Origin of the sequence: Bacillus sp. RC251, from assembly GCF_044908765.1 — a bacterium.
Taxonomy (GTDB): Bacteria; Bacillota; Bacilli; order Bacillales; family Bacillaceae_G; genus Bacillus_A; species Bacillus_A wiedmannii.
This window is the reverse complement of sequence record NZ_JBIYDP010000001.1, coordinates 967,013-983,855: the sequence shown is the minus strand read 5'-3', so window position 1 is coordinate 983,855 and position 16,843 is coordinate 967,013. Positions and strand designations below refer to the sequence as shown.

At 34.2% G+C, this 16,843-nt stretch carries 15 protein-coding genes and 2 other annotated features; of the genes, 1 reads left to right on the top strand and 14 read right to left on the bottom strand.

Annotated features, from left to right (window positions below; all coding sequences use genetic code 11):
• Positions 1-127: 127 nt before the first annotated feature.
• From ABH961_RS05005 to ABH961_RS04950, 12 genes are all read right to left on the bottom strand, one after another.
• Entirely contained in the window at positions 128-784 is a 657-nt protein-coding gene (locus ABH961_RS05005; protein WP_048543190.1) for a YkyA family protein, read from the bottom strand.
• A gap of 14 nt (positions 785-798) precedes the next feature.
• Positions 799-1,620, bottom strand: coding sequence for a peptidoglycan-N-acetylglucosamine deacetylase (locus ABH961_RS05000; RefSeq protein WP_404518984.1), 822 nt, complete (start codon positions 1,618-1,620; stop codon positions 799-801).
• 100 nt (positions 1,621-1,720) lie between these two features.
• A complete protein-coding gene (locus ABH961_RS04995; RefSeq protein ID WP_098079469.1) occupies positions 1,721-3,082 on the bottom strand; it encodes a sensor histidine kinase in 1,362 nt (453 codons plus the stop codon).
• On the bottom strand, positions 3,079-3,768 hold the full coding sequence (locus tag ABH961_RS04990) for a response regulator transcription factor (RefSeq protein WP_098079467.1): 690 nt from the start codon (positions 3,766-3,768) through the stop codon (positions 3,079-3,081). Before ABH961_RS04990 ends, ABH961_RS04995 begins: the two co-directional genes overlap by 4 nt.
• A gap of 13 nt (positions 3,769-3,781) precedes the next feature.
• On the bottom strand, positions 3,782-5,029 hold the full coding sequence (locus tag ABH961_RS04985) for a hypothetical protein (protein ID WP_046955000.1): 1,248 nt from the start codon (positions 5,027-5,029) through the stop codon (positions 3,782-3,784).
• A 164-nt stretch (positions 5,030-5,193) separates the two neighbouring features.
• Positions 5,194-6,195: an LCP family protein gene (locus ABH961_RS04980; RefSeq protein ID WP_000093639.1), complete on the bottom strand. Its 1,002-nt coding sequence runs from the start codon at positions 6,193-6,195 to the stop codon at positions 5,194-5,196.
• Positions 6,196-6,478: 283 nt separating this feature from the next.
• Positions 6,479-8,782 (bottom strand): glycoside hydrolase, encoded by a 2,304-nt coding sequence (locus tag ABH961_RS04975; RefSeq protein WP_404518983.1) that lies wholly within the window; start codon positions 8,780-8,782, stop codon positions 6,479-6,481.
• 213 nt (positions 8,783-8,995) lie between these two features.
• A complete protein-coding gene (locus ABH961_RS04970; protein WP_098079463.1) occupies positions 8,996-9,205 on the bottom strand; it encodes a DUF6366 family protein in 210 nt (69 codons plus the stop codon).
• Between the two features lie 112 nt (positions 9,206-9,317).
• Positions 9,318-10,211: a homoserine kinase gene (gene thrB / locus ABH961_RS04965; protein WP_098079461.1), complete on the bottom strand. Its 894-nt coding sequence runs from the start codon at positions 10,209-10,211 to the stop codon at positions 9,318-9,320.
• Complete coding sequence (gene thrC, locus ABH961_RS04960) at positions 10,208-11,266, bottom strand: threonine synthase (RefSeq protein ID WP_000276442.1); 1,059 nt, start codon at positions 11,264-11,266, stop codon at positions 10,208-10,210. Before thrC ends, thrB begins: the two co-directional genes overlap by 4 nt.
• Complete coding sequence (locus ABH961_RS04955) at positions 11,259-12,554, bottom strand: homoserine dehydrogenase (RefSeq protein WP_048543197.1); 1,296 nt, start codon at positions 12,552-12,554, stop codon at positions 11,259-11,261. Before ABH961_RS04955 ends, thrC begins: the two co-directional genes overlap by 8 nt.
• A gap of 154 nt (positions 12,555-12,708) precedes the next feature.
• Positions 12,709-12,942, bottom strand: a binding site (T-box leader).
• Positions 12,943-13,057: 115 nt separating this feature from the next.
• Positions 13,058-13,289, bottom strand: a binding site (T-box leader).
• A gap of 234 nt (positions 13,290-13,523) precedes the next feature.
• Positions 13,524-14,162, bottom strand: a complete 639-nt coding sequence (locus ABH961_RS04950) for a pyridoxamine 5'-phosphate oxidase family protein (protein WP_098642828.1) — start codon at positions 14,160-14,162, stop codon at positions 13,524-13,526.
• An 81-nt stretch (positions 14,163-14,243) separates the two neighbouring features.
• Here ABH961_RS04950 and ABH961_RS04945 point away from each other — a divergent pair, with 81 nt between their 5' ends.
• Complete coding sequence (locus ABH961_RS04945) at positions 14,244-14,852, top strand: NUDIX hydrolase (protein WP_048543199.1); 609 nt, start codon at positions 14,244-14,246, stop codon at positions 14,850-14,852.
• 88 nt (positions 14,853-14,940) lie between these two features.
• Here ABH961_RS04945 and ABH961_RS04940 read toward each other — a convergent pair whose 3' ends face one another.
• Positions 14,941-15,768: a peptidoglycan-N-acetylglucosamine deacetylase gene (locus ABH961_RS04940; RefSeq protein WP_048543200.1), complete on the bottom strand. Its 828-nt coding sequence runs from the start codon at positions 15,766-15,768 to the stop codon at positions 14,941-14,943.
• Between the two features lie 117 nt (positions 15,769-15,885).
• Positions 15,886-16,758, bottom strand: coding sequence for an aminoglycoside 6-adenylyltransferase (locus tag ABH961_RS04935; RefSeq protein ID WP_404518979.1), 873 nt, complete (start codon positions 16,756-16,758; stop codon positions 15,886-15,888).
• Positions 16,759-16,843: the final 85 nt, after the last annotated feature.

The following is a 16,843-nucleotide window of genomic DNA, read 5'->3' as shown; positions in this document are numbered from 1 at the left end:
TTGGAATAATTCACTATAACTCTTTTATGATATCAATTCCAGTCTTTTCTATTCATTTAACGTAAAAAGCCGAAAAAACATTTGTAACGATGTTTCTCCGGCTTTTTATTATGCTTAAGATTCTTCTTTATTTCTGATCTTTAATCTTAATCTCTGCATCTTTGTAGAATGCTAATTTACTGTCATTATACTCTTTTGTAAAATTGTTAAATTGCTCTTTTGATTTTTGTGCTTCCACAGTTAATTCATTAACAGCCTTAACTTTTTCACCAATCTCTTTTAATTTCGTTTCTTTTACTTTTAATTTTTCATACAGTTCTTTTTCAGTCGCTAACGCCTTCGTATAATTTTCATTCATCTTTTGGAATGCATCATAACGGTTTTTATACGACTCTTCTACTGCTTTCACTTGTTTTTGTAACTTCTTATCTTCAAGCTTCTCTATATTTCCTTGAACAGATTTTGTTTCTTTCTGAGCTTTTTCTAACATTTCTTTCTCAGTTTTTAATACTTTTTCACGGTCATCTACATTTGCAGTAGCTTGCTCTATCTTCTTCATAACAGCGTCATTATGATCTTTACCTTCTTGTAAAATTTGAGAATATAGTTCTTGACCTTCATTCTCTAATTTCTCTAACTTCTTCGCTTCATCAACTAATAATTTTTCTTGTGTCGCTGCTGTTTCAAAAGCTGTATATAGATTTTCTTCTGGTTTTTCACCGAAACAACCTGTTAATAGTCCTACTGATAGTGCTCCAACTACTGCTACTTTTCCATACTTCAACGTTCATTCCTCCATTACATACGGTTATCATGCCAGAAATTCACTGGGAAGTGACTCTCTTCATGATAAGCTTCAAACTCATAACCCTTTTCTTTTAACCCTTTTAAAATTGCTGGCACAGCAGCAACTGATTGTGGGTGAATGTCATGCATTAAAATAACTTCCTGTGGTTTTGTTGCATTTGTTATTACGTTTTGAGCAATTTGTGCTGCCGCTGCATCAACTTGTATTTTGTTATATTTCCAATCTAATGAATCAATTGTCCAATCCCATACTTTAAAACCGCCCTCTACCACTTTATTTCGAAGACCTTCATTTAATCCAGGCATCGAACCGTATGGTGGACGTGTTAATTTAGGTGATTTTCCAATAATATTTGCGATTAAGCTTTGATCTTCTTTCATTTCATTTACATACTCGCCATTTTTATATAACTTCGCAAAATTATGTGTCATACTATGCATACCTACATAATGACCCTCTGCATTTTCACGTTTCACTAAATCCGGAAATTCTTTTACATTCGCTCCAATTAAAAAGAACGTCGCCTTCGCATCATGCTGTTTTAACATATTTAACAATTCAGCCGTATATTTCCCTGGGCCATCATCAAATGTAAGATAAGCAACTTTTCTTTCTTTTCCATTAAAACGACTTGGTGCCGTTTTATTCATTTCTACATTCGGTTGTTCACTTGCAAGCTGTACTACATTTTCTTGTTTTGCAACAGCCTTTGCTGGTGAAGTAATGGATTGAAACATGAAATACCCAATAGCTACTGCTGCAATCGCTATTAAAACGACTACTACTCGTTTAATTTTAAAAGCTTTTTCCATTCTATCGAATTCCTCTCCCTATTAATCTTATATATAAATCACCCAATATAATTATACATCTATTTATTTTATTACACTATATAAACAGACTTTATATGTATTATAATGGGAGTTTTATTAAAATGGTTGTTCCTATTCCTTCTTTACTTATAATACTAAGTGTACCTCCATGAAGCTCCACCATTTTTTTAACGATAGCTAAACCGAGACCAGCACCTGTAGCATGGTTATTAATCTGGTAAAATGACTGTTCTATATATGGTAAATGCTCTTTAGCAATTCCAATCCCTTCGTCTTTCACCTTGATCACTGCTTGTCCTTCATTGTTAGTCGCTTCAATGTGTATTGTACCTTTATCATGTGAATATTTAATAGCATTTTGAACAATATTCAAGAAAATTTGCTTTAGCCTATTTCGATCTCCCCTCAATTCAATTCCTTCTATCGTATTAATAAATTGAATTTCTTTCTCTTCAGCGTTAGGAGTTAATTGCCAAATCGTCTCCTCTAGTATATCGTATATTTGCACCTTTTGTTTATATAAATTGAAATGATTTGATTGTAATCTTGAAAAATCTAGCAATTCTTCTACTAAATGAATCAATCGGTCTGTCTCACCTGATATAATTCCCATACCTTGCTTTATCTCTTCTTCTGTTAAATGATCTACCATTTTTAACGTCTCACTCCAACCTTTAATTCCAGTTAAAGGCGTTCGTATTTCATGAGAAATAGAAGCAATGAATTCATTTTTCATCTGTTCCGCTTTTTCTATTTTATTAGACATATGATTTAAACTATGTGCCAACTCACCTAATTCACCTGGATAATCCTCTTTAATTTTCTTCTTTAATGTACCTTCTGCAATTTGTGAAGAAGCATGAATAATAGATTCGATAGGTTTAACAAACGAATTCGCTAATCGTCTACTGATTAAGAATACGATACCAGAAATGACAATTCCAACTGAAATAGTAAACATAATAATTTCAATAATCTTTGCATTTACATTCGTTAAAACAGTTGTATATTTCAAAGCACCGATCGTTTGTCCTTGATGAATAAGTGGACTAATCACTTCCAATTGTTTCACATTGTCTTTCGTAGCAGTCACTTGATGATACATTTCTCCTTCTAGTAACGAATATGGAATAACTACTTTACCTTCTACCTTTTGTCCACTTGACGATTGTATAATCGTACCATGCCGATCAATTAATTGTAATTCGGTTCCTTCTAACTGAAAGCTCTCAATTATATCCCCGCTGTATTCTTGCAATCGAATAAAGTATAGTGAATTGTATTCAGAGAAAAATCGCGTACTTGTCTTCGCATGAGATTCTATATATTGCACAATACCATTATAATAATATCGATAAATTGAGACTGAAAATACGACTTCAAATAATACAAGCATAAGTATAATGACCGTCATAAAATATAAAGTCACTTTTCTTTTCATCTTATACTTTCCTTCCACACATATCCTTTTCCCCACACAGTAAGAATAAATTCAGGTTCTGATGGATTACATTCTATTTTTTGGCGTAACCGCCTCATATTTACATCTACTACTTTCGTCTCACCTACATAATTCGTTCCCCAAATCATATTTAAAATTTCATCACGTGAAACCGGCTTTGAAGCCTGATTCATCAAATACTGTAATATCATATACTCTGTAGGGGTTAAATCGACTAATTGTCCACCTTTATATAGTCTTTCCTCTATTACATTTAACGAAAATGGGCCAGATATGATGATATTCCCTTTTTCATGATGTACTTCTATTCTCCTTAGTAACGATTGTATACGTGCAGTTAATTCCACTGGACTAAACGGCTTTGCGATATAATCATCTGCACCAATTCCTAGTCCTTGTACTTTATCTTCATTTTGTACGCGTGCGGTTAACATAATAATACCTATTTTTTTATTTTCTTCCCGGATGGATTTACAAACTTGAAAACCATCAATTCCTGGTAACATTACATCAAGTAATGCTACATCAACAGTATGTTCACATAAAATCTGTAACGCCTCTTCTCCCGTACTAGCTTCTAACACATAAAATCCAGCACGTTTCAAATTCAAGACGATAAAACTACGAATAGGCATTTCATCTTCTAAAACTAAAATTGTTGGCATAATTTCCACCTCCCTACTCTTGTTGATAATCGGCTAGCGGTTTTACATATGCTTTCACTTTTTCAAAATGTGGTTGTTTCGGTACGGCATATACGTGAGAAGCCGTTTTGACTGCTGCCTCGTATCCTTTTATTTTGAACCATTCTTTCCGTTTAAATATATGAACTTCAAGCCATAGTTCATTTGTCGTAGTATCTATAAATTTTTGAATATCTGATGCTTCTTGCTGAACTGGAACAGTTATTTTTCCAATTAACGCTTGCGGGATTTTGACAAAATAACCTTTCTCTATATTTATATATCTTTCTTCTATCGGTTTAATTTCATCTTCACTCCACTGAATATAACGTTCAAACATCGTACTCTCTCCGTATGATACTTCTTCCCAACCTTTTGGACGCACTGTACGAACAAATTCAATAATGCCGTCTTCATTTATATCTTTGCTTTCGACTACATAATCATTGAATAAATCTTCTTTCCCATCTATAGGTAGTGGCTCATAATGGCCCTTATCAAATTTTGCTACATATGTTATCCCTGAATGAGCACCAACACCTGCGTCAATTACAACCGCCTTTAGTGATTCAGAAATGCGGCCCATTTGTATTCTTTGAATGCTATTTATAAATGGATCGAATGACGCTTCAGATAAAGTCTTAAATTGTTCCATGAACTCAACTGTCAATTTCTCATCTTTTTCATACGTAACAAGACTTATATCTTTCAGTCCATTTTTATTTAAATCCTCTATGAATAACTTCGTATAACTTCGATTATATATTTCCTTCATATCTTCATTTTCTTCCGAAAAAACATACATAACATGTTCTAACGATTCACGACTTACAGAAATTCCGATTAATAACTCTCGCTTCCCGTTCCCTGTAAAATCACCGACTTCAACGATATCTACATCTCCACCATCAAATCTGTGCGTGGACTTTACTTTCCATCCATTTCCGACTTCTTCATATACAGCTAAGTATACGCTATGATCTTCATTCGGCAATTTATAAAATAAGATGGCTTCTTTCTTATTATCTTGTTTAAAATCCATTGACCAAATCATCTGTTTATCTTTATTAGACATTGGAGTAAGCAATCGATAATTTACAGGCAAATCTTTATCTATTTGCTCTTTTAGTTCATTAATCCATTTCTCATTGGCAGGAGCACCCATTAAACTTGTTGGAGCTTCAGACATTTTACATCCAGTCAACATAAAAATGATTCCCATAATGCCTATCCATTTCTGCATATGATATCTTTCCTTATTACAGATTTTCATTATTTTTCTTTACTTTTTGCTTCTCCAATATTCTCATACATATGAGTATAAGTTTTCTAAAATAAAAAATCGTTACAGAAAAGTTACAAATCCATCTCGATAAAAAAAGATTGGCAAAGGCCAATCTTTTTTTATTATTCATTTCGAACTGGTTTTGGTGTTACACCTAAATGCTCATTTAATTTTTTCGAAATATCTTTTACATTTTTTTCGTTTGGAATGTAATAATAAATACCTCCGATACGTTTATCCGTACCTTCTATTTGCATTTTTTCCATTTCTAAATTAGATCCTGCCATATTTTTTGTAATTGCAAGCATATCATCGAAAGTTAAGTTCGTTTTCATATTTTTATCAACCGCATCAAGTAAAGAGCCCATTTTGCTAATTGATTGCACAGACATCGCTTTTTTTGCAATTGCTTCTATTACAAGTTGTTGTCTTTGTCCACGCATTGCGTCACTATCAATTTTACGCGTTCTTGCAAGTGCAAGTGCTTGTTCTCCATTTAAATGTTGGAAGCCTTTTTCTAAATGAATCATACCCGCTTGGTCTTTACTATCTTGCTCTGTGAAAGTAACAGGTACATCAATATCAATACCACCAAGTGAATCGACAATTTGTACGAATGATTCAAAGTTAAACTTCACATAATAATCAACAGGAACATTTAAAAATCTTTCCACCGTATCTCGTGTACTTTCAACACCACCAAATACGTGTGCGTGTGTAATTTTATCTAATTTCTTTCTAGATGGAATATATACACGTGAATCACGCGGAATACTTACTAATTTAACTGATTTATCATCTTTATTAATTGTTGCTAATAAAAGTGCATCTGTGCGAACAGCTTCACCATATTGACTTTTTCGCATTTCACTACCATCTACACCCATAATTAAAATAGAGATGTTATCCTTTAAAGGCTCAACTTCTTTATCACGTTTTGATGATTTATCAATTTGTGCATACGCATCACTTACAACAGCTTTTGCTTTATTATATATTAATGATCCATATCCTACTCCTCCAAAAATAAGTAGGAAAAATGGAATTAAAATGAACCATTTTATTGACCTTCTTTTAGAACGTTTTTTATTGCTTCTCGTATTTTGTTCTAATTCAGAGCTCATCTTCATTCGCCTCTCTTTCTCTTTCCCTAGTATAATGTATGTCTAGTATTCTTCATATTGAATTTCCTTTCAAACACCTTACATTTTTGTAAGGTTACATGATGAATCCAATATGTATTCCATTTCACATTATACTCTCGTGCTTATTTTTGGCAAGTCACTATTTTTCAACTTCAAATATTTAACACTTCGCAACATTCGAAATTATAGATTTATAAATTTATTCGTTTCGAATCCTTCAATTTTCACCTGAAAAATTAGTAATGCAACAATACATTTCATATTATCTCTCAAGCGGTGTATACATTGTTTTCTTCCCATGATTATTAATGAAAGCGGATTTTGCTTTTAGTTTCGTCTTTTCTATTTCTATATCTTCATTCGAGAAATTCACAATAATTTTAATATCTTTTCCATAAGAAGCAGATTGAACTAATTTATCTTCTGACAAATATACAAAGTTCGTCATTTCTTCTTTTACTGCCTTTTCATGAACGTCATTCCAAACTTTCAGGTGCTGTGTAATTTCTTGTTTATGCTTATTCCACTCTACTTCATCTAAATGGTACAACGGAGGAACATTATACAATAATTCGTATAGCATACGGTTCCCTACCTCATCTTTTACTTTCAAACTTCCCCATTCCCAGTGGTGCGTTGTAATTACAGAATCATTGTATACTAATTTATATAATGGTACTGAATATACAGGGTTTAAATACACTTGTTTATATTCTTCTTTTAACGGTACTTGTTTTGCATATTTTTCTGGAACATTTTGATTCGGTGACCAATATCCGCCCACATAATACGGACTTGTTTTATTTTTCCTCATATCTTCATCGTCCCATTTAATAACCGGTGTTTCAATACCGTGAGCAAATGCAATCGTGCTACTTGCAAAGTCATTTCCTCCTTCTGAGCCAACTACCATACTTTTTTCTTGCGCAATATAATCCATTCGTTGCAATCTTGCTTTTAAATCTTGTTCTTGTGTCGTTATATGTTTGGCTGAATAGTCATCATAAATTTCACCTGTTGCATCACAATCAATAAACCATGAATTATATTTAGGTCCATTTTGTAAAATATCGTTCATTCGCTCTTTTACACTAGGAAGAGATAAAGTTGGATTTAACTTTCGCCCTCTACCTAAAAATCCTTGTACTTTTTCTCCATTTTTCTTCGTCACAGTTGCCTCTTCATATAACGATGGATCCTGAAAAGAAGCTGTATTCCAATTTTTATCAGCTTTTTCGTGAATAGAATGATAAGAATCATACGGACCAACTAAATATCCCATTTTCTTAGCTTCTGTCACGAAATCAGGCTGCATATACCCTTGTTCCCAGTTCGGTAACCCAATCCACGCTTTGTCTATTCCTGATTCTTTCATTTTCTTTATAATATCCGTTCCATCTGCGTTACCCCATTTACTTACTTCTTCAATCGCATCACCGAGCGCCGACTTTAATACATGCTTATTTAAGTTATATAACTCCATCTTCGATAAGTGATCTACCCCTTTGTTTAATAACTCACTAGCGTTCTGATCAACCTTTTGAAAAATATCATCTTTATACAATTCCTTCATTGATAATACTTCATTTACATAACGCAAAATAACATTTTTTTGGTACTTATCAATGAAATCTTGTTTACTTACTTGCTCAAAGACACTCAGTTCTCCAGGCTCCGAACTATTCTTTTGAATAAGCCCTTTTATATGACTAAATACAGGACTATTTATTTGCTCTCTTATTTTAGGCCAATTTACGTTACTGTCAGACAAACCATTTTGATTCCAAAAATAAAAATGAGCAGCACCATAAAGTTTTTCAATCTCTTTATTTTTTCTAGCCTTTTCTTGTAATGTTTTAAATTCACCTTTTTGAGCAATATTATCCTTATACAGTTTAGCAATACTGACTGCATCATTATTTGTCACATATAATTGAAATCCATATGCTTTATTTTTATTTATACTCGGGAATTCATGTATAAAATCAAATCCTATTTTCGGATCCGAATGAAATTTCAATTCATTATTAAATATATTGTTCGCAATAAATACAATTGAATATTTCGAACCATTTAACGCAAAAAACTTCATAGAAAATGATTCAGCAAATGAATATGCATCATCCTTTAAAAACTTCTTCCAATTTTCATCATTACTCGGAATTTGCTTACCTTCCCATAACGGAAGTGTATAATTTTCAGCTTGTACTTTCGGCCACGTAAAGCTTTCTGCACCAGTCGACTCCACTTCAATATTTAAGTGATCTTTTTTCTTTTCTAGATGCACTTTTACTTTTTGATCTGGATATTCCCAAGATGTTCGATCCTTGTCTTTTTTTACATTCGACACCTTCATTTTCGGTAACGGCTGTGACGCCTGTTCCTTTACACCATCATGTTCTACAGTTAACATGAAAGTCTCTGGATTTACATCGTAAGTAAACTCTTTATACGTCGCTTTCTTTACTTTAGAATCTTGTACAGCCTTGTTACCTTTTACATCACACCCGACTAAAGTCGAAAATGACATCGTTGTAAGAAGACATATTGCTATCATTTTTTTCATCTTCTGCACCTCCACCACTGAATATACAGGGGCTTTGTTACAGGAATGTGGCAAAAAAATAGAACTAGCATAACGCTAGCTCTATTTTGAGTATTATAAATAAGTGTGTATGAACAACTATAATCTGCTTAAAGTATATGTAGCACAATAACCGTGTTTTTTCATCCCCACTAAATATAAAAGCAAATAATTCATAACTTTAATGTGCATTTCTTAACTAAAAAAATAAGTGTATATAATATAGCCTAAAACTAGCACTAAAATTACTAGCGCTGTACCTTTCCAATTCATACCACCTGTCATATCAACTGGACTACCGCATTCAGCTCTGTTTAATCCATCCTTTAAAGAACCGGTAGGATTATTTTCCAATTCACTTTGCCTTATACGTTCTCTTTTTTCTTCTGGTGACTCTTTCTTCATACGATCACCTCCAAATGAATACACGCTTTACTAAATTATAAATTATTACTTTTCTTTTATATGAAAACTGAAAAGATATTTACAACAAAAAAAGCTAGCAATGCTAGCTTTTTCATAGCCCTATATGTTCTTCTTTATTTACAGAAATTCCTCTATGATCAATTTCTAGCTCGCACACTTTCATAGACGTAAATACTCTCGCTAATTGCTCAGCAATTTCTTGACGCTTATCATATGGCGTTAATATAAAAATGGATGGGCCTGCACCACTAAGCGCTGTGCCGTATGCTCCAAACTCTTTTGCACATTTACGAATTGAGGGTAATAGCGGTACGAGTTCTAAACGATACGGCTCGTGAAAATGATCTCTTTCCATCATTTCACCTACAACTTCCCACTTCTTTTGACAAAACGCAGCTACTAATACGTTGCTGATTGCACTAGCCTTAACTGCTTCATGAAACGGAAACACATCTGGTAATACAGATCGGCTTTCCTCTGTATTTAACTCTTCATTTGGAATAAGAGAAATTACACCTAATTCCTTACTTTCAATTCTTACAACCGAAACATTCTTTCCATCAAGTGCTCCGATTACAGTTCCTCCTAATATAGAAGCCGCAACATTATCTGGATGCCCTTCAAAATTTGTTGCAATTTGAACTTTTTGATCAGTCGTTAAGTTCAAATTGCCAAGTTGATTCGCAAGCTCTATCCCTGCTACAATTGCTGATGCACTACTTCCTAGTCCCCTTGTAAGCGGGATATTACTAGTAACTTCTATTATGTGAGGTGATAAAGAAGGACATACTTTACATGCCGTGCTAACGATTAAATTTTTATCGTCTGTCGGAATTGATTCTTCAAAGGAATGGATTACTTGCCATCTATCAGCTTTTTCTTTTACCACCACATCTAAATATAATGACAAAGCTATTCCTACTGAATCAAATCCTGGTCCAACATTCGCTGTACTAGCAGGAACACGAATACTTAATGGTATCACGACATAATCACCCCTTTAATATGCTCTTTAATTTGTTCTATATTATTTGAAACACTTGCAATGTCTAATGTATTAGAAGAAATTGCGATATCAGGATCTTTCAAGCCGTTTCCAGTTAAAACTGCAACAACTGTCTCTCCTTTTTTGATTTTTCCAGATTGAACATGTTTAATTACACCTGCTAATGAAGCATTTGATCCTGGCTCAGCGAAAACCCCTTCCGTTTTTGCTAATAATCTATACGCATGTAAAATTTCTTCATCTGATACCATATCTATTTCACCGTGAGACTGTTCTGCAGCCTCTACTGCATATGACCAACTTGCGGGGTTACCGATACGAATCGCTGTTGCAATTGTTTCAGGTTCTTCAATGACATGTCCTTTTACAATAGCAGCTGCTCCCTCCGCTTCAAATCCGTGAATTCTTGGCTTCTTATAGCCTTTTTCTTTCTCATATTCACAGAAACCTTTCCAGTACGCTGTAATATTCCCAGCATTCCCAACAGGAATCGCTAAAACATCTGGTGCACTTTGCAACTGGTCACAAATTTCAAATGCTGCTGTCTTTTGCCCTTCAATTCGATAAGGATTCACTGAGTTTACTAATGTAATCGGCTCTTCCGCAGCAATATTTCTTACAGCCTTAAGTGCATCATCAAAATTTCCTTCTATTGAAATGATTTCAGCTCCGTAAGCGACTGCTTGCGCTAATTTTCCATGTGCAATCTTTCCTTCCGGGATTACGATTATACATTTCATTCCAAGGCGTGCCGCGTATGCTGCGGCCGATGCCGAAGTATTACCTGTTGATGCACAAATAATTGCCTCCGAACCTTCTTCTTTCGCCTTCGCAACAGCCATTACCATACCACGATCTTTAAATGAACCTGTCGGATTCGCTCCTTCATACTTACCATATAATTGAATTCCTAATTGTTTTGATATATTTAATAACGGAATAAGTGGTGTATTCCCTTCCATTAAGCTAACATCAGGTGTATTTTCATTGACCGGTAAATAAGAAGCATACTGTTTTAATAATCCTTTATACATATTGTTTTTCCTCCTCAATAATGTAGTAACTGTTTATTTCACTTGCGACATCTTCTATCGCTCCTAAAACTCGTTCAAATTGATACTTTGAAGTTTGATGTGTTACAACAACAACTTCTGCAAGTTCACGATTTAAAGGTAACTGAATAACTTCTTTTAAACTTACAGAATAATTAACGAAACATTCTGTTATTTTCTGTAACATCCCAGGTTCATCTCGTAATGAAATACGTAAGAAATATTTCGAAATGACTTCTTCATCTCCTTGTAACTCGTATGGCTCTGGTTCTTTTAACGCACTTTTATTTTTCGGGACTTGATTCATATTTTTAACGATTGAAATAATATCACTTACTACAGCAGAACCAGTTGGTAACTTCCCAGCTCCAGGCCCGTAAAACATTACTTCTCCTACCGCTTGACCGTGAACATATACTGCATTAAATTCATTATTTACATTTGATAATGGATGATGGCTTGGTAAAAGTGTCGGTTCTACACTTAAATGAATGGCTGACCCTTGTTTCTCTGCTTTACCAATTAATTTCATAGTAAATCCTAACTTTTCAGCCATTTGTAAGTCTTCTTTTTCGACCTTTCGAATCCCTCTTACTTGCACATCATCTAAAGAAACATTCATCGAAAAACCTAAGTTTGCAAGAATGGCTACCTTTCTCGCCGCATCTAACCCATCTACATCCGCTGTTGGATCCGATTCTGCGAAACCTAATTTTTGTGCTTCCTGTAAAGCTTCTTCATACGACCATCCCTTTTGACTCATCTTTGTTAACATGTAATTTGTTGTTCCATTTACAATTCCCATTATTTTTTCAATTTGATCTGAAGCTAATCCGTCTGTTAATCCCCTTAACACCGGAATACCGCCCGCTACACTTGCTTCATAACATAGATCACAATCATTTTCGTTCGCTAATTGAAGAAGTTCTGCACCGTATACAGCCATTAAATCTTTATTTGCTGTTACGACATGTTTCTTATTTCGTAAAGCCTTAACAATATGCTGCTTCGCTTCTTCAATTCCGCCCATTACCTCTACTACAATATCAATATTTGAATCATTTAGAACTTCATCGACATGACTTGTTACTACGATTCCATCAATACAAACATCACGTTCTTTTTCTAAATCACGTACAACGACTGTCTTCACCTTCACTTCATACCCTGTATCAAGTGCAATTTTTTTATAATGTTCTTTCAAAATATGGACAACACCACTTCCGACCGTACCTAATCCTAACACCCCAACATGAATAACGTTATTCATTTTCTAATCTCCTCCTACAATTTTATTTTTTATCTCTATCAATCACCTTGCTCTGCTTTTTAATCATGCAGGTGGTGGTTATTTCCGTACGTACAAATCGTTTCATGTTACTGCACCTCCTTTCAAAGTAATAAAAAAACACACCCATCCCTAGGAAAGGGACGAATGTGTTTTCGTGGTTCCACCCTTGTTCCAATCTAGAAACGCACTTCCTCCTAGATTGCTCAAGTTCAGATAACGGCTGATTCCGTCAATAATTACTAGATTACTCGTTCACTATTGAAGTTCAAAGGTGGTAAAATCATTTCTCGTGTTAGGAAGCTCACACCCTTGACTTCCCTCTCTGTAAACCGTAAAAATGATTTCGTGTCCTTATCGTTACTTTTTCGTTCATGTTTATTTGTTAACTCATTATACTCGCATAAAAAACAAAATCAATAACATTTTTTAATTATTTTAAATTTTCAATCTGTAAATTCATAAAAAAACACATTCATCCCTAGGAAAGGGACGAATGTGTTTTCGTGGTTCCACCCTTGTTCCAATCTAGACGTATTTCTCCCTAGATTGCTCAAGTTCAGATAACGGCTGATTCCGTCAATAATTACTAGATTACTCGTTCACTATTGAAGTTCAAAGGTGGTAAAATCATTTCTCGTGTTAGGAAGCTCACACCCTTGGCTTCCCTCTCTGTAAACCGTAAAAATGATTTCATATCCTTATCGTTACTTTTCGTTCATGTCTATTTGTTAACTTATTATAGTTATCAACTTTTTAAAAAGCAAGCCTATTTTTACTAACTATTTTCAAAATCATTTTTTATTATATTTCACAATAACATTTTACAATTGCCGCCCGATTTACCTATTTTGTTATTTCTTCATTTTGTAAATCCACAGTTCATATATAAATATCCCATTCTAAAATGCGTAAATATCCACCTTACAAAGATATATTAATAAAGTTTTTTTAATACAATCTTTTCGTATAACTTTCTTCTAAAGAACGTGCAACATCTTCTTCTGAAGCATTCACTTTTGCATGCTCCAGCAACATTTTTGCTGCTGAAGGTAACTCTTTTTTATTTAGCCATGACTCTGAATCCCACATTTTTGAACGAATAAAAGCTTTCGCGCAATGAATATAGCATTCCTCTATTTCAACAACAATTCCAAGTAGCGGATTGCGTCCATTTACCTGCATTTTTCGCAAAATTTCTTCGTCGTTTGTTATATACGCTCGGCCATTTATTCTGAGTGTCTCCCCAAGACCTGGAATGAAAAAGATTAATCCTACACGTGGATTGGAAATAATATTCAAAATGGAGTCTATACGACGATTTCCTGGTCTTTCTGGAATGATAATTTTTTTATTATTGAGTACGTATACAAATCCAGGTGCATCTCCTCTCGGCGAGGCGTCACACTCTCCTAATTTATTTGCCGTAGATAATACTAAAAAAGGAGATTTAGACAGAAAGTCTACGCAATGGTGGTCTAATGATGAAATAACTTTTTTTAAAGCTCGTTCACTTGGTTGCCCCAATATTCCCCGTAATTCTTCCTCTGTTGAAATAATCGATTTTATTTTCTTACTTTCTATTCCCACTAATAACGACCCATTTTTCTTTATTTTCCCAAAATTCAATACGATTATTGTATAATAAAATTTGCAGAAAGGGGAATTAAAATGACAGAGTGGTTAACAATATTTGATTCTGAAAGAAATACACTTGGGAAGAAATTACGTGATGAAGTGCACCGTGACGGTGATTGGCACGAAACATTTCATTGTTGGTTTGTAGAAAAAGATGATGAAGATATGTTCTTATATTTCCAATTACGCTCTAAAAATAAAAAAGAAGCTCCATGTATATGGGATATTACTTCAGCTGGACATATTATGCATGATGAAGATGTACAAATTGGTGGCCTTCGTGAAATTGAGGAAGAATTAGGGCTTTCCTTTCAAACTACTGATCTAGCATACAAAGGAATCTTTACAATAGATTATGAAATTTCAAATCTTACGGATCGCGAGTTTTGCCATATGTATTTTCACAATGTCATCAATCCACTTCCATTCGCACCAGGTGAAGAAGTAGATGATGTGATGAAAGTACATGCAACTTCTTTTCTACAACTATTAAAAAGAGAGATTTCATCTTTTACAGCTATTTCTGTTTTAAACAATAAGCCGATAACGATAAAATTTGAAGATATTTATCCATATGATCTTGCATACTATGAATTCGTTGTAGAACAAGGAAAAGAATTACTAAAAAATAATAGTTTATAAACAAAATAGGACTCCCATTTTAAAATACTTGGGAGTCCTATTCTTAATAGTGGATGATTGACAATACCCGACTGATTTAAACTCCACTTCATTTTCTCTCTTTCGATGTTTGAAACATACTTGGCAGCGTTACAAAGCGTGCCCCTTTCGTTTTTAACTGCGGAATAAATTTATCTAGCGCCTCTACAGATCCTTGTAAATGCCCACCTGGGGTTGAATGCTGAAGGATGACACTGCCAGGAAATGAATTCCCTAACACATTATTTGTAATCGTATCAGCGCTTACTCCTTTCCAATCAACCGTATCAACACTCCACTGTACAATCATAAAGTTTTGCTCTGTCGCCCATTTCAATTGATTTTCAAGTATTTCACCGTACGGTGGACGTATAAACTTCGGTGCATAACCAGCTAAACGATTTAATATTTCTTCTGTTTTTATAATTTGATTACGGTACTCAGCATCAGTTACTTTCGCTAAATTCGGATGGCTATACGTATGATTACCAATTACATGCCCTTCATTCGCAATACGTTTTACTACATTCGGATACTTTTCTGCGTTTTCACCAAGCAAGAAGAAAGTCGCCTTCACATTATGTTGTTTTAACTTATCTAAAATTTTCGGCGTAAATTCTAAATCTGGTCCATCATCAAATGTAAGAGCTACTTCCGCTTTATTGTACGGCCCTGAAAATGCGTACGCATATTTTTCGACCCATGAAAATGGTGTCCACGATCCACGCTCATATGCTTTCATTTGTACTGTATAGTTTTGAGGGATATATGCGTATGGCAATGAGCTTATATAGTCTCCATAATAAAATGAGTTATATGGCATATAGGCGTACGAAACATCTCGTTCTAGTCCCCATTCATATGGGGCAAACATTTCTGACGAATAAAAATAATACATGATAAAAACCTCCCTAAAATTTCATATGTGATTCATCTGCACTTTGTTAGAGAAATTATTATTCATGAACAAAAATAAGACTGTCCATAATTTGGACAGTCTTACTGCTTTATACAATTAATAAATCGATGCACTATCTTTCGGCAAAGCTTTTACATGTTTTAAATAGCTCGTCACTCTGTCATCATCACCTTGCGGGTATTGATATCCATATGTGTTAGCAATTTCATTCGCTACTTCCCTAAATAAATTACCCATGATAAAGAATGACTCCCATATGTTTTCATATTCTGCATTAGAAAAAGTTCTTTTAAATTGCTCCCACATATCTTTTTCAATATATTGCTCGAAATGCTTCCCAAACTTTCCTGCATTACCTGTAAAGTCTGTTTTCATACCAATATGCCATTCTAGCATTACGATGAACATATCTCGTACTGGACCATCAAGCATCCCTTTCGCATAAGAAAGTTCTTCTCTCCATAGTCCTTTCCCTACATTCGTACTACACCACCAAAATTCATTACAGCAATCTAAAAACTCTTTTTCTGTAGGCTTTTTTATTAAGTAGTCCCTATCGCTTGCTGGTGGAAATTCGTTAATACAATTATCTTTATCAAGAAGCAGTTTACTTAAACTATCTTGCCCAACGAATATATGTATCAAATCAACGGGAACTAACGTTAAATCAATTCGGTTTCCATCCATAAACTGCATTAAATACGGAAATTTCCCGTCTTCATCTGCTGGAACTAATGACATTTCTTCCGGCATTTGTACAATCATTATTTCTCCAAATCTCTGAATCCAATTATGATTAGACGTAAAAGATTGTATATCATTTACAACATACATAATATCATAGTCTTGAAAACAATCTTTTTTCACATTTGGATTTGCACGTGACCCATTCATGATGACAGCCCGAATTCTTCCATCCTCTTTTGCTGTACTAATAATTAAGTCTAACATTTCTTTTTCAGTTCTCATCTATTCCTAACCTCCAATTTTTATATAAACTTATATTTCCAAGTATGTTGGAGGTCCACGAGCTAGCTGTGTTGTACACGATACA